The following is an 18,766-nucleotide window of genomic DNA, read 5'->3' on the forward strand; positions in this document are numbered from 1 at the left end:
ACGAGAACTTCTGGAGCCACCATGCCTCCCTCCTCCGCCGCCGCTGCCTCCGGCACGGACGCCGCCCTCGCCGGCCTCGCCGCCGACGTGGTCGACCACCGCTTCAAGGGCCTCCCTCCGGACGCCACCGGGCGTACGGTCGGCGAGCTGGCCGCCGAGCGCCGCGACCTGTTCACCGGCGGTTTCACCACCCCCGTGATGGCCCTGTCAGCCGAGGCCGTCGAGCACAACCTCCGGCTGCTGGAGACCTACACGCAGCGGCACGGGCTCCGCTTCGCCCCCCACGGCAAGACCCCCATGGCCCCGCAGCTGCTCGCCCGCCAGCTCGCCCACGGCGCCTGGGGCATCACCGCCGCCGTACCGCACCAGGTGCGCGTGTTCCGGGCGTTCGGCATTCCGCGGATCTTCCTCGCCAACGAGCTGGTGGACGCGGCGGCGCTGCGCTGGATCGCCGCGGAGCTGGATGCCGACGACGGCTTCCGCTTCCTCTGCTACGTCGACTCCGTGCGCGGCGTCGAGCTGATGGACGAGGCACTCGGCGCGGCCGGCGCCACCCGCCGGGTCGATGTGGTGGTGGAGCTGGCCGCGGGCGACGGCGCCCGCACCGGGGCCCGTACGGAGGCGGACTGCGCGGCGGTCGCCGACGCGGTGGCGGCCACCTCGACGCTGCGCCTGGTCGGTGTCGCCGGGTACGAGGGCGAGGTGCCCCAGGCCGACAGCGACCGCGTCGGCGCCTGGCTGCGGCGGCTCGTCGCGCTGACAGCCGCCTTCGACGAGGCCGGGCGGTTCGGCCCGGACGTGGACGAGATCGTGCTGAGCGCGGGCGGCAGCGCCTGGTTCGACGCGGTGGCGGACGTCTTCGCTCAGGTGCCCCCGCTGTCACGGCCGGTGCTGAAGCTGCTGCGCTCCGGGGCGTACATCGCGCACGACGACGGCCACTACCGGAAGCTGACGCCCTTCAACCGGGTGCCCGAGGAAGGCGCGCTGCGGCCCGCGTTCACACTCTGGGCGCAGGTGATCTCCCGGCCCCACCCGGATCAGGCGTTCCTCAACGCGGGCAAGCGGGACGCCGCCCACGACCTCCAGTTGCCGGAGGCCCAGCGGGTGCGCTCCGCCCGGGACGGCACCCAGCGGGCGGCGGAGGGCATCACCGTCACCGGGCTGTCCGACCAGCACGTCTGGGTACGTACCGAGGCGGGCGCGCAGCTGGAGGTCGGCGACTGGGTGGGGATGGGCATGTCGCACCCGTGCACGATCTTCGACAAGTGGCAGCTGATCCCGCTGGTCGAGGCGGACGGCACGGTCACCGACTACATCCGCACCTTCTTCTGAGGCTCCGCCCACCCAGCCCAGCAGTCCAGCCCCGCCCGGCGCGGGCGAGCAGAAAGGCAGCGCACCATGGACACCGTGATCCGCGGCGCCCGCGTCATCGACGGCTCCGGCGCACCCGCCCAGCGGGCCGACGTCGGGCTCACTGACGGCCGTATCACCGAGATACGGCCCGAGCGGGAGGGCGGCGGCGCGGCGGCACGGCTCACCGCCCGGCACACACTCGACGCCGAGGGGCTCGCCCTGGCCCCCGGCTTCATCGACATGCACGCGCACAGCGACCTCGCCCTGCTGCGCGACCCCGACCACTCGGCGAAGGCCGCGCAGGGCGTCACCCTGGAGGTCATCGGCCAGGACGGCATGTCCTACGCCCCGGCCGACGACCGCACGCTGGCCGGGGTGCGCCGCGCGATCACCGGCTGGAACGGCGACGGCGGCGACATCGACTTCGACTGGCGCACCGTCGGCGGCTACCTCGACCGGCTCGACCGCCAGGGCATCGCCGTCAACGCCGCCTACCTGATCCCGCAGGGCACCGTCCGGGCCCTCGCCGTCGGCTGGGACGACCGGCCGGCGACGGAGGACGAGCTGCGGCGGATGCGGCAGCTGGTGGCGGAGGGCATGGCCGAGGGCGCGGTCGGCATGTCGTCCGGGCTCACGTACACGCCGGGCATGTACGCGCCGACCGCCGAGCTCACCGAGCTGTGCCGGGTCGTCGCGGAGCACGGCGGCTACTACTGCCCCCACCACCGCAGCTACGGAGCGGGCGCGCTGGAGGCGTACGAGGAGATGGTCGGCCTCACCCGCGAGGCCGGCTGCGCGCTCCACCTCGCGCACGCCACCATGAACTTCGGGGTGAACGAGGGCCGCGCGCCGGAGCTGCTGGCCCTGCTGGACCGGGCGCTGGCCGAGGGCGCCGACATCTCCCTCGACACCTACCCCTACACCCCGGGCTGCACCACGCTGGTCGCGATGCTGCCGAGCTGGGCGAGCGAGGGCGGCCCCGAGAAGGTCCTGGAGCGGCTGGCGGATCCGGCGACCCGCGCCCGGATCCGGCACACGATGGAGGTCGAGGGCGCGGACGGCTGCCACGGCGTGCCGATCGAGTGGGACACCATCGAGATCTCCGGGGTGTCCGATCCGGCGCTGCGGCCGTATGTCGGCAGCACGGTCGCCGAGTCCGCCCGTGCGCGCGGCGAGGAGCCGTTCGTCACCGCCCACCGGCTGCTGACCGAGGACCGCTTGGGCACCACGATCCTCCAGCACGTCGGCCACGAGGAGAACGTCCGCGCGATCATGCGGCATCCGGCGCACACCGGCGGCAGCGACGGCATCCTGCAGGGCGACAAGCCGCACCCCCGCGCGTACGGCACCTTCCCGCGGTATCTGGGCCGGTACGTGCGGGAGCTGGGCGTGCTGTCACTGGAGGAGTGCGTCGCCCACCTCACCTCCCGCCCGGCCGCCCGGCTGCGGCTGCCCGACCGGGGACTGGTGCGCGAGGGCTACCGCGCCGACCTGGTGCTCTTCGACCCGGACACGGTGGCGGCCGGCTCCACCTTCGAGGTGCCCCGCGCCTACCCGACGGGCATCCCGCACGTCCTGATCGACGGCCGCTACGTCGTCCGCGACGGCCACCGCACGGATGTCCTGGCGGGCCGCTCCGTCCGCAGCGCCTGAGAAGCTGCGCCGGTCCGACGCCGGCACCGGCCCGGATCAGCTGTGGCTGTACGCCACCAGGGAGATGCCGACGTAGTGGACGACGAAGGCGGCCAGGGTCAGGGAGTGGAAGACCTCATGGAAGCCGAACCAGCGGGGTGACGGGTTCGGGCGCTTGAGGCCGTAGACGATGCCGCCCGCGCTGTAGAGCATGCCGCCCGCCAGGACGAGGACCAGCACCGCGACGCCGCCCTCGTGCAGGAAGTCGGGCAGGAAGAAGACCGCCGCCCAGCCCATGGCGATGTAGCAGGGCGTGTAGAGCCAGCGCGGGGCGCCCACCCAGAAGACGCGGAAGGCGATGCCCAGCAGGGCCGCCGCCCAGATGCCCCACAGCAGCAGATCGCCACGGCCGCCGGACAGCAGCAGGATCGTCAGCGGGGTGTAGGTGCCCGCGATGATCAGGAAGATGTTCGCGTGGTCGAGGCGCCGCAGCAGCGCCATGGCGCGGGGGCTCCAGTCGCCGCGGTGGTAGAGCGCGCTGACGCCGAAGAGCAGGCAGGCGGTCAGGGTGTAGACGGCGCACGCGATCCGGCCACTGGTGGTTCCGGCCAGTGCGGTCAGGAAGACGCCGGAGACCAGCACGGCCGGGAACATGCCCGCGTGCAGCCAGCCCCGCAGCAGCGGCTTGACCGGCCGGAGAGCCGCCGGGGGCGGATCCGCCCCGGTCACGCCCGTAGCGGTGTCGGATTCGGACACGGCAGCACTCATACCCACAGGCTACCCACGGCACATTCCGGATGCGCGGCATGGCCGGGCGGTCTTCGTCACCCCGGAGACACCTGCGGGCCACGCTCCGGAAGGCGCCCGTGCTCCCGTGCACCGGGCCGTAAGTGGCGATGCTCACCCGAGCGGCCCTCTGGACACATGGGCAACAGCGCGCAATGATCAGATGAGCGAACACGGCACCGGATGAGCGTAGCCACGATTGCATCCGGGTCGTTGCCCCCAAGGGGCGCGCCGAGAGACACGGCAGCAGTTGGATATATGTGCCTGTATCCGTACAACCCAAAACCCTCAACCCTCATCTGGAGCGATCGTGGCGCGCAGCATTGCGGCTCCCACCACCCCACCGACCCGTCACCAGGAGCTGATCTCCTGGGTCGACGAGATCGCCGCCCTCACCGAACCTGACCGAATCGTCTGGTGCGACGGCTCGGAGGCGGAGTACGAGCGTCTCAGCGAAGAGCTCGTGGAGAAGGGCACGTTCAAGAAGCTCGATCCGATCAAACGCCCGAACTCCTACTACGCCGCCTCGGACCCGACCGATGTGGCGCGGGTCGAGGACCGCACCTTCATCTGCTCGGAGAAGGAGGAGGACGCGGGGCCGACCAACCACTGGAAGGCGCCCGACGAGATGCGGGAGGTCTTCGAGGGGAAGAACGGCGTGTTCCGCGGCGCGATGCGTGGCCGGACGATGTACGTGGTGCCCTTCTGCATGGGTCCCCTCGGCTCACCGCTGTCCGCGCTGGGCGTGGAGATCACCGACTCCGCCTACGTCGCCGTCTCGATGCGCACCATGACGCGGATGGGTCAGCCCGTACTGGAGGAGCTGGGCAGCGAGGGCTTCTTCGTCAAGGCCGTGCACAGCGTCGGCGCCCCGCTGGCCCCGGGCGAGAAGGACGTGCCGTGGCCGTGCAACAGCACCAAGTACATCTCGCACTTCCCCGAGGCGCGCGAGATCTGGTCGTACGGCTCCGGGTACGGCGGCAACGCGCTGCTCGGCAAGAAGTGCTACGCCCTGCGCATCGCCTCCGTCATGGCGCGGGACGAGGGCTGGCTCGCCGAGCACATGCTGATCCTCAAGCTCACCCCGCCGCGCGGCGAGTCGAAGTACGTCGCCGCGGCCTTCCCCAGCGCCTGCGGGAAGACGAACCTGGCGATGCTGGAGCCGACGATCCCCGGCTGGACGGTCGAGACCATCGGCGACGACATCGCGTGGATGCGCTTCGGTGAGGACGGGCAGCTCTACGCGATCAACCCCGAGGCCGGTTTCTTCGGTGTCGCCCCGGGCACCGGCGAGCACACGAACGCCAACGCGATGAAGACGCTCTGGGGGAACTCGGTCTTCACCAACGTCGCCCTCACGGAGGACGGCGACGTCTGGTGGGAGGGCATGACCGAGGAGACGCCCAAGCGGCTGACGGACTGGAAGGGCAACGAGTGGACCCCGGAGTCGGGTGTCCCCGCGGCACACCCGAACGCCCGCTTCACCACCCCCGCCGGGCAGTGCCCGATCATCGCACCGGAGTGGGAGGACCCGCGTGGCGTGCCGATCTCCGCGATCCTCTTCGGCGGGCGCCGTGCGAGCGCCGTACCGCTGGTGACCGAGTCGTTCTCCTGGCAGCACGGGGTCTTCCTGGGCGCGAACGTCGCGAGCGAGAAGACGGCCGCCGCCGAGGGCAAGGTGGGCGAACTGCGCCGCGATCCCTTCGCGATGCTGCCGTTCTGCGGCTACAACATGGGCGACTACTTCGCCCACTGGATCAGGATGGGCGCCGACGCCGACCAGGACAAGCTGCCCAGGATCTACTACGTCAACTGGTTCAAGAAGGACGCGGACGGCAAGTTCGTGTGGCCGGGCTTCGGCGAGAACAGCCGGGTGCTGAAGTGGGTCGTGCAGCGGCTGAACGGCGAGGCCGAAGGTGTGGAGACGCCGATCGGCGTGCTGCCCACCAAGGAGGCGCTGGACACCGACGGGCTGAAGCTGTCCTCGGGCGACCTGGACTTCCTGCTGGCGGTCGACAAGGACGTCTGGCGGGACGAGGCATCCCTGGTGCCCGAACACCTGAACACCTTCGGTGAGCACACGCCGAAGGAACTGTGGGACGAGTACCGCGCGCTGGTCCAGCGCCTGGGCTGACCCACACCGCGCACGCCCGGCCACGCGCACCGTGGCCGGGCGTGCGCACGGGGGGCGCGCGTGTGGGGAACGGAACGGCGGTGGACAGAGCCGTGGAGGACGGAGCCGTCAGGCGGACTCGGTGAGACCGAGCGCCGCGGCGTGCGCCTCCAGCCGCGCCGCGGCCAGCTCGGCCGCCGCGTCGTCCTCCCGCGCGGTGGCGATCACCAGCGCCATACCCGCCAGGGTGTGCGCACGCTGATGCAGCCCGGCGAGATGGGATGCGCGGGCGTCACGGGCGGAGGGGACGGCACGGAGCGGAGCACGGCCGCCGCCCAGCCGCGCGGACTGGTCGGCGAGCTGCTGGGCGGCCTTGTCGAAGGCGGGGTCCGGTGTGAGCGCACGCAGTTCGTCGGTGACCGTCAGCAGGGCGGTGAGGTGTCCGGCGAGCCGGATGTCCAGTTCTTCGTCACGGGAGCGTCGCGGCACATCCGTCTCCGCCGTGGTGTGGACCGACGGTGTGCGGATCGATTCGTACATGGATGGCCTCCTGGCACGTTTCAGGAAACCATCCTAGCTTAGACAATGTCTAAAATTGACCCGGCAGCACCGTCTTCCGGCCATTGGTCTGGACTGACGGACTGGGACAGCCCCTAGGGCTGGCTGTAGCCGTCCAGGAACGCGCCGATCCTGGTGACCGCGTCGGCCAGTTCCTGCACCGGCGGCAGCGTGACGATCCGGAAGTGGTCCGGCTCGGGCCAGTTGAAACCGGAGCCGTGCACCACCATGATCTGCTCCTCTCGCAGCAGATCGAGGACCATCTGCCGGTCGTCCTTGATCTTGAAGACCTTCGGGTCGAGCCGCGGGAAGAGGTAGAGCGCGCCCTTCGGCTTGACACAGGTGACGCCCGGGATCTGGGTGAGCAGGTCGTAGGCCGTGTCGCGCTGCTCCAGGATCCGGCCGCCCGGCAGCACCAGCTCGTCGATGGACTGGCGGCCCCCCAGCGCGGTGGCCACCGCGTGCTGCGCGGGCATGTTGGCACACAGCCGCATGTTGGCCAGGATGGTGAGGCCCTCGATGTAGCTCTGCGCGTGCGACTTGGGACCGCACACCGCGAGCCAGCCGCTGCGGTAGCCGGCCACCCGGTAGTTCTTGGAGAGGCCGTTGAAGGTGAGGACGAGCAGGTCGGGTGCGAGGGCGGCGGTGGGCGTGTGCGTCGCGCCGTCGTAGAGGATCCGGTCATAGATCTCGTCGGAGCAGACGATCAGGCCGTGCCTGCGGGCGATGTCCGTGAGCCCGCGCAGCATCTCGTCGCCGTAGACCGCACCCGTCGGGTTGTTCGGGTTGATGACGACGAGCGCCTTCGTACGGTCGGTGATCTTCCGCTCGATATCCGCGAGGTCCGGCATCCAGTCGGCCTGCTCGTCGCAGCGGTAGTGCACCGCCGTGCCGCCCGCGAGGGAGACGGATGCCGTCCACAGCGGGTAGTCGGGCGCGGGCACCAGCACCTCGTCGCCGTCGTCCAGCAGTGCCTGCATCGACATCTGGATCAGCTCGGAGGCGCCGTTGCCCAGATAGACGTCCTCGACGGAGAGATCGATGCCCTTCGTCTGGTAATGCTGCATCACGGCGCGGCGCGCTGCGGGCAGGCCCTTGGCGTCGCCGTATCCATGCGCGTCCCCGACGTTGCGGAGGATGTCCTCGAGGATCTCGGGCGGGCACTCGAAGCCGAAGGCTGCCGGATTTCCCGTGTTGAGTCTGAGGATGCGGTGACCCGCCGCCTCGAGCCGCATCGCCTCCTCGAGCACCGGGCCACGGATCTCGTAGCAGACATTGGCGAGCTTCGTCGACTGGATCACCTGCATGCGGCAACTGTACGGGTGCCACATCAGGGACGCCTGGTGTTTTCGGTCACGGTAGCCCGGTCGGGGACCGATTCGCCCCGGTCGGAGGCTGATCGCGGCAGTCGCGGCCCCCTCAGCAAATCCGTTGGCCGCTGCATGGACATAGCGGCTGTGGACAGGGATACGGGACAATGAAAGCCATGACCTCCGCACACGCGCATCCCGTGGCCGCCCCAAAGCTGGGACTGCGCGAACGCAAGAAGATCCAGACCCGTGACGCGATCCGGCAGGCCGCGTACCGCCTGTTCGCCGCACAGGGTTACGACGCCACGCCCGTGGGTCAGATCGCGGAGACCGCGGAGGTCTCACCGAGCACCGTCTTCCGCTACTTCCCCACCAAGGAGGACATCGTCCTCACGGACGAGTACGACCCGGTGATCGCGGCCGAGTTGCGCAGCCGCCCGTGCGACGAGCCGCCCGTCACCGCGCTGCGGCACGCGCTGTGCACCGTGATGGCGGAGATGTACGAAGTGGAGGGATGCGAGACGATCCAGCGGCTGAACCTCATCCACGACGTGCCCGCCATCCGCGCCCGGATGACCGAGCACGGCGCGGTGACCAGCAAGCTGCTGACCCGGGTCCTCTCCGAGCGCACCGGCCGGCCGGTGGACGACCTGGAACTGCGCGTGGTCACCGGCGCGGCGATGGGCGCGCTGACCGAGGCGTTCTACCACTGGGTGGAGAACGGCACGCCCGACGGCATGGCCGAACTCGTCGACAACGCGCTGCGGGTGCTGGAGCGCGGCCTGACGCTGTGAGCCGCCGCCCCGCCGGCAACCGGCCCGCCGGTCAGCCGTCGGCCGGTCAGCCGTCGGCCGCTCAGCCGCCCAGCGACTGACGCAGCGTCTCCGGGTCCGCCGTGGGCGCGTCGCAGGTGAAGTGCCGGCAGACGTACGCGGCGGGGCGGCCGTCCAGCAGCGGCCGGTCCCGGAGCAGCGGCACCTCCGCCGCCGCCCCGTCCGCTCCCGGATCACCCAGGGCGATCACCGCGCCCGGCGCCGCAGCCAGCAGCGCCGTCCGGTGCAGCTCGCGGGTCACGGGATCGTCGGAGGCGCCGACGACCGCGATCTCACGCGGGCCGTCGAGCGCCGCCTCCGCCACCGCGAGCCCCCAGCCGATGAAGCGCGGCGCCCGCCCGGCCAGCGCGTCCACGATGCCGAGCGCCCGCTCCGCCGCCTCTCGGTGGCGGCTGCTGCCGGTGTACGCGGCGTAGCCGAGCAGCGCGCCCGCGGCGCCCGTCCAGCCGGAGGGGGTGACGTTGTCCGTGGGGTCCTGGGGCCGACGGATGAGCTTCTCGGCGTCGTCGGCGGTGTCGTAGAGGGTGCCGTCCTCGGCGGTGAAGTGGCGCAGTACGGACTCCAGCAGGGTGCCGGTCAGCTCCAGCCAGCTGCTGTCGCCGGTCACGGCGCAGAGCGAGAGCAGGCCCTCGGCGACGCCCGCGTAGTCCTCCAGCACGCCGGTTCCGGTGCCCGCACGGCCGTCACGCGAGGTGCGTACGAGGCGCCCGTGGTCGTCCGTGTGCACGGCGAGCAGCAGATCGGCGGCCGCAGCGGCGGCGTCGACGAGGTCGGGCCGCTCGAAGTAGGCGCCGGTCTCGGCGAGGGCGGCGATTGCCAGCCCGTTCCAGGCGGCGACGACCTTCTCGTCACGCTCCGGGCGCGGGCGCCGCGCACGCGCCGCCAGCAGCCGCTCCCGTACGGATGCGGCCCGCTCGGCGTCGGCGGGCTCCTCCTCGCCGGGCAGTCGGAGCACCGAGGCGCCCTCCTCGAAGGTGCCGTCCTCGGTGACGCCGAAGCAGCGGGCCGCGAACGCCCCGTCCTCCTCCCCCAGCGCCTCGTTCAGCTGGCTGGGCGTCCACACGTAGAACGCGCCCTCCTTGTGCGTCCCCGCCCCCGGCCCGCCCGCCGGCTCCTCGCTGTCGGCGTCCAGCGCAGAGGCGAAACCCCCCTGCGGAGTGCGCAGTTCGCGCACCAGGAAGTCGGCGGTCCCCAGGGCGACCCGGCGCGCCAGTTCGGAACCGGTGACACGCCACAGATGGGCGTACAGGCGGCAGAGCAGCGCATTGTCGTACAGCATCTTCTCGAAGTGCGGCACCACCCAGCCCGCGTCGACGGAGTAGCGCGCGAAGCCGCCGCCCAACTGGTCGTAGATACCGCCCCGCGCCATCGCCTCGCAGCTCGCCTCCACCATCTGGAGCGCGCCCTCCGAGCCGGTACGGGCATGGTGGCGCAGCAGGAACTCCAGCACCATGGACGGCGGGAACTTCGGCGCGCCGCCGAACCCGCCGTTCACGGCGTCGAATTCGCGGGTCAGTCCGAGCAGCGCCTCGCTCAGCACCGCCTCGCCCGGGGGCTGCGGATCGTCATAGGCGATGCCGCGGCCGGCGAGGTCGCGCACGATCCGCCCGGCCACCTCGGCAACCTCCTCCCGCCTGCCGGTCCACGCCGTGCGTACGCCCTCCAGCACCTCGCGGAAGGAGGGCATGCCGTGCCGGGGCTCGGGCGGGAAGTAGGTGCCGAAGTAGAACGGCTCGGCGTCCGGGGTGAGGAACACGGTCATCGGCCAGCCGCCCTGGCCGGTCGCGGCCTGCACCGCCTCCATATAGACGGCGTCCACATCCGGGCGCTCCTCGCGGTCCACCTTGACGGACACGAAGTGCTCGTTCAGGAAGGCCGCGGTCTCTTCGCTCTCGAACGACTCATGTGCCATCACATGGCACCAGTGGCAGGCGGAGTAGCCCACCGACAGAAGGACGGGTACGTCTCGCCGCCGCGCCTCCTCGAAAGCCTCCGCCTCCCAGGGCCACCAGTCGACCGGATTTTCGGCGTGCTGAAGCAGATAAGGCGAGGTCACACCAGCCAACCGGTTCATAAGCCCCAGCCTCTCACAATGCCCCACCCCGTCGACGAGGCCCGCACGGGCTCTGCCTCGCTCGGCCGAACCGCGCTTATGGGTCATGACATGGTGGAGGACCGCTTCACCGCTCGTCACAAGCATTCAACGGCACTATGGACCGCTCCGGGTCAGCCCACCGCCTGAGCGGGGTTACTGCCGGCTAAAGCAACCCCGCATCCCGCGCCATCCACACGGACGGCACCACCGGGCGGTACCCGAGTTCGTGGCGAATGCGGGTCGTCGACATCACGCCGTGCCAAGGGTCCGAGGCATCCTTGTCGTAAGCCTCTTGCGGCACCGGCAGGCCCTGGATCTGGAAGAGATCGACGGTGGTGACCGGGGCGTCGTCGGCGATGTTGTAGACGCCGTGCGCTCCGTGCGCGTACAGCAGCCGCTTCAGGCCCTGCGCCACATCCACATGGTGGCCCATGTGAAGGCGTTGCATGGCGGGCCAGTTCGACGCCCACTTCATGACGTCGACCAGATGCGGGTCCCCGTCCCCGTACACGAAGGGCAGCCGTCCGATCCGGAAATCGTCGAGGCCGTCCAGCTCCCCGAGCGCACGCTCCGCCTCCCACTTGGATTCGGGGTATGCGCCCCAGAGGTGAGCGCCCGGCACGGTCCCGTCGTCCTCGACCAGCGCTCTGCCCCGCCCCGCCCCGTATACGAGTCCGGTGCTGACCTGCACGAACCGCCGTACGCCGGAGGCCACCGCAGCCCGCCCGAGCTCGATGGCGGCGTCCCGGTTGACCGCCCTCGCCTCTTCGTCCGACACCCCGCGGAACGCGGCGGCGGCGTTCACCACCGCGTCCACGCCGGCCGTCGCCTTGGCCAGCACCTCCACGTCACGCAGATCACCTACCAGCACCTGGGCGCCGAGTACGGCGAACTGCTCGCCGCGCGCCGCGTCCCGCACCAGAACCCGCACCTCCTCGCCGGGCCCCGCGCTCTGCAGCAGCCTCGGCACGAACCTCCGTCCGACCTGTCCCGTCGCACCTGTCACCAATGTCAGCATGGCCGCCTCCTCATGTCGTAGCCCTGTGCGTCGTGCTGCTCCGCGTTGGTTCGCGGCGGAGGCCTCGGCCCCCACGAACCAACGCGGGGCAGCACCAGCGTGCGCGAGCAGCGGCGATGGCGGGAGAGACGCGGCTATCCAGGGACAAGCACTCCCTGGATACGAGGCCTGGTCCGAGAGACCCTGACGTCATGGACCGAACCGAACTCGCTGATTACCTGCGCCGTGCCCGCGCCCGCCTGGCCCCTGGCGACGTGGGCCTGAGCGCGGGTCCCCGGCGCCGCACCCCGGGCCTGCGCCGCGAGGAGGTGGCGCAGCTCGCCGGGATGTCTCCGGACTACTACACGCGCCTCGAACAGCGCCGCGGTTCCCATCCCTCGCGACAGATGCTCACCGCCCTCGCGCGCGCTCTGCGGCTCACGGACGGCGAGCGCGACCACCTGTTCCACCTCGCGGGCCAGGAGCCGCCTCGGCCCGGCGGCTCCTCAGATCACGTCCGCCCGGGGCTGCTGCTGATCCTGGACCGGCTGCACGACCTCCCGGCATCGGTGATGAGCGACTGGGGCCAGGTGCTCGCGCAGAACACGATGTCCGTGGCCATGACCGGAGACCACACCGGGATGAACCTCGTTCGGCACTGGTTCATGGTGCCGGGCGCACGGAACCTGGCAGCGCCTGAGAACCACGAGCAGCACGCCCGCGCGCACGTGGCGAGCCTGCGAGCCGTCACCACGGCCCGCCCCGACGACCCGGGCCCGGCCGCCCTGGTAGCTCAACTTCTCTCCGCGTCGGCCGAGTTCAAGGCTTTGTGGGCGGAGCACGACGTCGTCGTGCTCCGCCCGTCGCCAAAGCGGTTCCTGCACCCGGTGGTCGGCGTCCTCGATCTCGACTGCGAGGTGCTGCTCAGCGACGGCCACAGCCAGCAGCTCGTCGTGCACTCGGCGCAGCCGGGGACGCAGACGTACGAGCGGCTCGAACTGCTGCGGGTCATCGGTCTCCAGGACCTCACCCACAGCCCGTAGGACCGGCAGACGCCGTTCGGGCGGATGCTGGCACAGTGCTCCGGCGCCCTTTCAGGTGCCCACACGGGCACTCCCAGCCATCAGACCAGCTCAGGGCTACCAGGTTGCCTCCGCTGAAGCAGATAAGGCGAGGTCGCACCAGCCAACCGGTCATACCGGCATCATTGCAGGCCGGGGACCGTCCAGCCCACCCTGCGGGGCCTGGACCCGGGAGCGGCAAGGTGCACAGGCCGCGGCGAGCGCGATGGCCGGCCGGACGGTCACGGGCGGGGTATCACCCCCGCGGGCGGCGGGGCGGGGCCTTGGACGGTGGCTGTTTCGGCACCCGGGCGGTGTCGCACGCGCGCATCACGACGCGGGCACGCTCCAGTTCGGCGCGGACCTCGGCACCGATCGGCGCATCGAAGTAGTCCCGCGCTTGGATCTTCGCCACCTGGGCTTCGCAGCGGGCCAGGTCAGCCTCGGACTCCTCGGCTTCGGCGAAAGCGGCCCGCCCCTCGGCGGCCTCGGTACGAAACGTGAACAGCTGCTCCAGGGCCTCGCCGTACTCGGTGGTCACGGCCTGACGGAACTCGCCGATCAGACCATCGCGCTCCACGGGGTCGTCGATGCGCATGTGCAGGCAGCGGGCGCTGCCGCCGTCGGTATTGACCTTGGCGACCAGTTGCCGCACGGCGCCGAAGACCTGGGGCCGGTCGGGCAGCAGGCACACCGACTGCTGCAGGTAGACCGCGCCCAGGCCGCGCAGCTTCCGCCACACGTGCACCCGCAGCGAGCCCGCGGCGCCGGCGGTGCTCACCGCCACCAGCAGCCACGTATCGTCGCCGCGGGGAGGTTCCGTGGGCGCTTCGGTCGTCTCGCTTCTGTGTTCCTCCACAGAGCAAGGATACGGGCGTATCCAGCGATGTCCCCATTCAGTCTGCGGTCCGCCGTCTCTTTTGCGGGGTACGACCGGGGAAGGCCCTGCGTCGGCCTGCGGGCGGGCCCTACCGGCATCCGCAACGGCGCAGAGGCGGTCGAGGTTCGTCCGGGTGCGTTGGCGGCAGCTTCCACGATCCGATTCACCAGCGCGGTGCACTCTCCCATAGATATAGTCGCCCACCTCGGCTATCATCGCTCTGCGCCGATGAATGACAGGGCTGGCGGAACAGCTTCTGATGGCCACCGGTGAGGCGGTCGAGCCGTGCCCCGACTGGAAGAGAACGCACGATGACTGACGCATGCGGCTGCGGCGACGCCGAGATGGCCACGGCCGAGGGCGAAGAAGAGCACGAGCCGGAAGAGCTGTGGAAGGTCAGTGAACTGCGGGCCGCCGCGGCCGCCGGTGCGCTGCTGGCGGCTGACCGCATCGACGGCCGCCCGGTCCGTCGGCCGACCCGGCGCCCGAGCAGTGCGGCCGGCAACCCGAGGATGGCGTACTCCTTCACCGCCGACGCCCCCGCCTGCGTCGCGCTCACTCTCACCGGGCTGATCACCGCTGCGAGGGCGGAGGCGTCACCTGCCATCTGCGTGCGAGCTGGTGGCCCGCGTTCAACCTCGCCGACGTCTTCATCGTGTTCGGCGGCATCGCCTTCGTCACCCTGAACTTCCTTGGGAGCGTCCATGTCTCAGACCAGCCGCCCGAGTCCGCCCCCCGTGCTGTCCCCGGCGCGGCGGTGGACGGGGCTGGCCGCCCTGGCGGTTGCGCTGTTGACCGTCGGACTGGACCTGATGATCCTCAATGTCGCGCTGCCCACCCTGGCCGGCGACCTCGAGGCGAGCACCAGTCAGCTGCAGTGGATCGTCAGCGCCTACACCGTGATCTTCGCCGCCCTGATGCTGCCCGCCGGCGGCCTCGGTGACCGCTACGGCCGCAAGAAGCTGCTGCTGGCCGGTCTGGCGGCGTTCACCGGCGCCTCTGCCTGGGCCGCCTACAGCGGCAGTGCCGGCATGCTGATCGCCGCCCGTGCCGCCATGGGCATCGGCGCCGCCATCATCGTGCCGCTGTCCCTGGGGATCCTGCCCGTACTCTTCCCGCCCGAACAGCGTCGGCGCGCCATCGCCGTGTGGGTCGGCGCCCTGGGCGTCGGCCTGCCACTCGGGCCCATCGTCGGCGGCTGGCTGCTGGAGCACTTCTGGTGGGGCTCGGTCTTCCTGATCAACCTTCCCATCGGGGCCGCCGCCCTCCTCGCCTCGGCGGTTCTGCTGCCCGAGTCCCGCGCCCCGGACGCGCCCCCGCTGGATCTGCCCGGCATCGCCACCTCCGTGCTGGGCACCGCCGCCCTGGTCTACGGCATCATCCAAGGTCCTGAGGACGGCTGGTCCGACCCTGGTGTGCTGACCGCGATCGGCGGCGGCATCCTGCTGCTGGCCGCCTTCGTCTACCGGCAGCGTCACGCGGCCCATCCGCTGGTCGACCCGCAGCTGTTCACCAACCCCAACTTCACCTGGCCCGCTCTGGCGGCGACCGCCGGCACCTTCACCCTGGTCGGGGTGCTGTTCGTGGTACCGCAATACCTGCAGATCCTCGGTGGCCACAGCGCATTGGCGACCGGCATCCGACTGGTGCCGCTGGTCCTGGCACTGCTGGTCGCCGCCGGGGCTGTCGACAAGATCGTCACCCGCTTCGGCGCCAAGATCCCCATGGTGGCCGGGCTGGCCATCGCGGCCGCCGCCTTCGCGGTCTACTCCCGCATCTCCCCCGACTCCTCTTACGTCTTCACCGCCACCTGCCTCGCCGCCATGGGCCTGGGCGCCGGCCTGGGCCTCACCCCGGCGGTCGACCTGGTGATGGGCACCCTTCCCGCTGACCGCGCCGCCGTGGGCTCCGGGCTGCTGATGGCCATCCGTCAGATCGGCGCCGCCTTCGCCATCGCCATCCTGGGCACGGTGCTGAACGCCATCTACACCCGCGACCTCGACCCGCATCTGAACAACGTGCCCGAGCCGGCGGCCGAGGCATCCCGCGACCAGATCGCCGGCGCCTACGCTGCGGCCGAACGCATCGGCGGACCGCGCGGGGACGAGCTCGCCACCGCTGCCGCCGACGCGTTCACCCAGGCCATGAGCGGCGTCTTCATCGCCAGCGCAGTCATCTCCGCCATCCTTACCGTCCTCATCGCCCTGCGGCTCCCCGCCTCTGCGACAGGCACCCCCGAGCTCTCCGAGCAGCAGCCCCCTGCCAAGGAGACCGGGTGAGCAGCGGGCTCCCCGACAGCCGTGCCGTTCCCGGCCGCCTGCCGTACCGCCGCCGGGGACGGCCACGCTCACGCGCACGTCCGGCGCACCGATGGATCGTGACGTGACCAAGTGCCCCGAAGAGACTGACCTGGTCCGCGTGGGCTGGTCCTAGCCCAGCTCATCGTTGTCCGGGACTAGTTGGGGTTTTGTCAGGTAGTCGGCCTGGGGCGGGGAATTCGCCGGTGGTTCAAGTCCCGATCACCGCCCTGTCCTGGCGCCGCACAAACCACAATCGCGGCTGGTTCCCAGTCGCCTGAAATCAACGGAGGTGAGTGGCGTGCCGATCCTCGCACTCGTCCTGTTCGTGGCGTTCGTGATGCTGGCTGGTGTGGCCCGGGCCATGATTCAGAAACGCAGCAACAACGACACCGGTATCCGCGCTCGCGCGTCGATCCCGGCTCAGCAGAGAGCACGGCCCGTGCTGCTCCTTGGCACTGTACTGGTGGGGGTTGCCGCGCCGGTGGCCGAACTCCTGGGCCTTGACGCGGTGCCGGTCCTTGACCAGCTGGGCATTCGAATAGCCGGCGCCGTACTCGCCGGGCTGACTCTGGTCGCGGTCCTCGCCGCCCAGAGCGCCATGGGCGCGTCCTGGCGCAACGACGTCGACCCCGACGAGAGCACCGAACTGGTCACCCGCGGGCCGTTCACCGTCGTGCGCAACCCGATCTTTACCGCCACCTTCGCCTGGGTCCTCGGCGTGACCTTCGTCGTGCCCAACTTCCTCGCCCTGGCCGGGGCCTTGGTGGTGGGGATCGGCCTGGAACTCCAGGTGCGGCGCGTGGAGGAGCCCTACCTGCGCCGTGTCCACGGCCGCCCCTACCACGAGTACGCCGCCCGCACCGGCCGCTTCCTCCCCGGCATTGGCCGGGTCCCCACTCCTGACCTGGATCAGTCGGCCTGACCGTGGCCGGTGGCAGACAGGTTTCCGGATTCCAGGAATCGTTGGGAGACAGGTGATCCACTGGCTCTGCCCTGGAGTGTGGTGAGGCGCTCGGCTGGAGTGTTCCAGCCGAGCGCTTTGCGCGGTCAAGGGGGAGTTGGGCAGCGAGGGGCCATAGTCGGCGGGTTGGAGCAGCGAGGGCAGTGCACACCGCCGCGGCCGGACGGCTCGGCGATCACCTCAGCGACCACGATCGACTATGGCGAGACGCCCAACGATATCGCGAGGCCGCCCGGCTTCGGTCCAGTCCAAGGCAGCCCTTGAGTTCCACTTGCTCGTACGGGTGTACATAGCTGGATACGCCCGTATCATGAAATCGGCGTCGGATCGCTGCGGGGGACCTCCGGCCGTCTCGCTCCCGTGTTGACCAGCACGAGGAGACTGGGCTGCTGGTAACGGTCGGCACCGCGGGAGCCGCTGATTTCCCTGCGTGTGTACGTGCGGCGCAAGCTGCATAGCCTCAAGAAGCGGGTAAGAGTTCCGACCCAAGGCAGAGGAACGCCGGGCCGGAGTATCGCCTCTTCTGGCCCCGGCGTGACCGGAAGGAATCCAAATGGCATTTAGTTGGGACCCGGGCGGGGAGTGCTCCAGGGGCGAGAACATGGCTGCGACGGTGTCCTTGTTCCACTCACTGGGGGATACGATCCGGCTGGCAATCCTGCAGCGTCTGGCCTGCAGCGACGCTCTGGTGACCGATCTCGTGGCGACGCTGGGCCTGCCCCGTTCCACGGTCTCGGCACACCTGTCATGTTTAATGGACTGCGGGTTGGTGGACTTCCGCACCACAGAGCTCGACTCGGTTTACTACCTGGCCCAGCCGGAACTAATAGATCTGCTGAACAACGCAGGGCAACTCCTCGCCGCCGCGGGGGCGAACGTGGCGTTCGGCTCGAACCACGGCACCCCGGGCGAGGGTACGCCTTGAGCGACGCGTGCGGATGAGGCGACGACAAGGGGCATGACGACAAAGAGGACGGGGAGCGCGATCCAAAAGACCGCAGCCTGACCAGTCGCGGCACCAGAAAGACCAGGGCGTCGACCAACGGCAGCACGTTCGGCAGTCCAAGGAGGCCACCCGTCGGCGATCGCAAGATCATGCCAACCAATTCCAACTGGGAAAGCCTGAACTGCCGATGGCCCTGCACTTTAACGAATGACGCCGAACGCGTCACAATACCCTATCCCGGCCGAATGTAGCTGAACTGCTATCATTGGCAGATGGCGATCACGAGTGGGGCTTCGTCTTCCGGATTCCGTAAAGAGCTGGCACCCGCGGCGGCGTTGTTCCGAGCCCTTGCGGACCCGACCCGGTTGTCGATTCTGCGACGGCTGGCCGCCGGGGAGGCGCGGGTCGTGGACTTGACAACGGCTATGAACATGGCGCAGTCCTCCGTGTCTGCCCACCTGGCCAGTCTGCGTGACTGCGGTCTGGTGGTGGCGCGCCCAGAGGCCCGGCAGATGTTCTACTCGCTCGCCCATCCCGAACTGCTGGACCTGCTCGCGTCGGCGGAGACGCTGCTCGGGGCCACCGACAGCGCGGTAGCGCTGCGCCCGAACGACGGCATCGCGGCGTCTGCCCGGAAGAACCCCGAGGGTGACGGGGGCGGCTGACGCCTCGGCCTCAGCGAAAGAACGGCCGCCGCGACGAAGCGCGTCGCTCGGCGACGGCCAGACCGCGAGTGGCCGGCAGGACACCCCGCACCAGCGGGCTGGGAGCCTGGCTGTCGTAGCGCCAGGCGGCTGACGGGCGTGATGACCTGGGCATCCCACCGACTGATCTAGATATCATCGCTGTCCTCCGCTAGCATTGTCGCGGCATGGTGATATCCGACAGCACGCCGTCCTCCTGCTCCGGATGACCCGGTCCGTCCCGGGCGGGGCCTCCAA

At 70.4% G+C, this 18,766-nt stretch carries 16 protein-coding genes; 10 read left to right on the forward strand and 6 right to left on the reverse strand.

The features are described 5' to 3' along the window. The first annotated feature begins 21 nt into the window (after positions 1-21). Complete coding sequence (locus tag LHJ74_RS19365) at positions 22-1,332, forward strand: alanine racemase (RefSeq protein WP_260219338.1); 1,311 nt, start codon at positions 22-24, stop codon at positions 1,330-1,332. Between the two features lie 66 nt (positions 1,333-1,398). After that, positions 1,399-3,006, forward strand: a complete 1,608-nt coding sequence (locus LHJ74_RS19370) for an N-acyl-D-amino-acid deacylase family protein (RefSeq protein ID WP_260219339.1) — start codon at positions 1,399-1,401, stop codon at positions 3,004-3,006. A gap of 36 nt (positions 3,007-3,042) precedes the next feature. Here the strand turns inward: LHJ74_RS19370 and trhA are convergent, their stop codons facing one another. Beyond that, the gene (trhA, locus tag LHJ74_RS19375; RefSeq protein ID WP_260219340.1) at positions 3,043-3,753 is read right to left on the reverse strand and encodes a PAQR family membrane homeostasis protein TrhA; all 711 of its coding nucleotides are present in this window, start codon (positions 3,751-3,753) and stop codon (positions 3,043-3,045) included. A gap of 328 nt (positions 3,754-4,081) precedes the next feature. On the opposite strand from trhA, the gene LHJ74_RS19380 reads away from it, so the two are divergent. After that, entirely contained in the window at positions 4,082-5,905 is a 1,824-nt protein-coding gene (locus tag LHJ74_RS19380) for a phosphoenolpyruvate carboxykinase (GTP) (protein ID WP_260219341.1), read from the forward strand. A 108-nt stretch (positions 5,906-6,013) separates the two neighbouring features. Here the strand turns inward: LHJ74_RS19380 and LHJ74_RS19385 are convergent, their stop codons facing one another. Next, on the reverse strand, positions 6,014-6,424 hold the full coding sequence (locus LHJ74_RS19385) for an SCO4983 family protein (protein WP_260219342.1): 411 nt from the start codon (positions 6,422-6,424) through the stop codon (positions 6,014-6,016). A gap of 113 nt (positions 6,425-6,537) precedes the next feature. Then, a complete protein-coding gene (locus tag LHJ74_RS19390) occupies positions 6,538-7,749 on the reverse strand; it encodes a pyridoxal phosphate-dependent aminotransferase (RefSeq protein WP_260219343.1) in 1,212 nt (403 codons plus the stop codon). 179 nt (positions 7,750-7,928) lie between these two features. Here LHJ74_RS19390 and LHJ74_RS19395 point away from each other — a divergent pair, with 179 nt between their 5' ends. Then, entirely contained in the window at positions 7,929-8,546 is a 618-nt protein-coding gene (locus tag LHJ74_RS19395) for a TetR/AcrR family transcriptional regulator (RefSeq protein WP_375546778.1), read from the forward strand. 61 nt (positions 8,547-8,607) lie between these two features. On the opposite strand, the gene LHJ74_RS19400 is transcribed toward LHJ74_RS19395, so the two are convergent. Next, complete coding sequence (locus LHJ74_RS19400; RefSeq protein WP_260219345.1) at positions 8,608-10,659, reverse strand: thioredoxin domain-containing protein; 2,052 nt, start codon at positions 10,657-10,659, stop codon at positions 8,608-8,610. 184 nt (positions 10,660-10,843) lie between these two features. Next, a complete protein-coding gene (locus LHJ74_RS19405) occupies positions 10,844-11,698 on the reverse strand; it encodes an NAD-dependent epimerase/dehydratase family protein (RefSeq protein ID WP_260219347.1) in 855 nt (284 codons plus the stop codon). Positions 11,699-11,889: 191 nt separating this feature from the next. Here LHJ74_RS19405 and LHJ74_RS19410 point away from each other — a divergent pair, with 191 nt between their 5' ends. Next, a complete protein-coding gene (locus tag LHJ74_RS19410) occupies positions 11,890-12,720 on the forward strand; it encodes a helix-turn-helix transcriptional regulator (RefSeq protein ID WP_260219348.1) in 831 nt (276 codons plus the stop codon). Positions 12,721-12,994: 274 nt separating this feature from the next. Here the strand turns inward: LHJ74_RS19410 and LHJ74_RS19415 are convergent, their stop codons facing one another. Beyond that, positions 12,995-13,597: a Chromate resistance protein ChrB gene (locus LHJ74_RS19415; RefSeq protein ID WP_260219349.1), complete on the reverse strand. Its 603-nt coding sequence runs from the start codon at positions 13,595-13,597 to the stop codon at positions 12,995-12,997. A 332-nt stretch (positions 13,598-13,929) separates the two neighbouring features. On the opposite strand from LHJ74_RS19415, the gene LHJ74_RS19420 reads away from it, so the two are divergent. The 5 genes from LHJ74_RS19420 (at position 13,930) to LHJ74_RS19440 (ending at position 18,490) form a co-directional block, all read left to right on the forward strand. Beyond that, positions 13,930-14,304 (forward strand): hypothetical protein, encoded by a 375-nt coding sequence (locus LHJ74_RS19420; protein WP_260219350.1) that lies wholly within the window; start codon positions 13,930-13,932, stop codon positions 14,302-14,304. Positions 14,305-14,322: 18 nt separating this feature from the next. Next, positions 14,323-15,897: an MFS transporter gene (locus tag LHJ74_RS19425; protein ID WP_260219351.1), complete on the forward strand. Its 1,575-nt coding sequence runs from the start codon at positions 14,323-14,325 to the stop codon at positions 15,895-15,897. 319 nt (positions 15,898-16,216) lie between these two features. After that, the gene (locus LHJ74_RS19430) at positions 16,217-16,840 is read left to right on the forward strand and encodes a methyltransferase family protein (RefSeq protein ID WP_260219352.1); all 624 of its coding nucleotides are present in this window, start codon (positions 16,217-16,219) and stop codon (positions 16,838-16,840) included. A gap of 592 nt (positions 16,841-17,432) precedes the next feature. Beyond that, positions 17,433-17,804: an ArsR/SmtB family transcription factor gene (locus tag LHJ74_RS19435; protein ID WP_260219353.1), complete on the forward strand. Its 372-nt coding sequence runs from the start codon at positions 17,433-17,435 to the stop codon at positions 17,802-17,804. 293 nt (positions 17,805-18,097) lie between these two features. Further along, positions 18,098-18,490 carry an ArsR/SmtB family transcription factor gene (locus tag LHJ74_RS19440; RefSeq protein ID WP_260219354.1) on the forward strand — a complete coding sequence of 131 codons (393 nt, stop codon included), beginning with the start codon at positions 18,098-18,100 and terminating at the stop codon, positions 18,488-18,490. Positions 18,491-18,766: the final 276 nt, after the last annotated feature.

Source organism: Streptomyces gossypii, from assembly GCF_025165795.1.
In the GTDB taxonomy this organism is placed as follows: Bacteria; Actinomycetota; Actinomycetes; order Streptomycetales; family Streptomycetaceae; genus Streptomyces; species Streptomyces gossypii.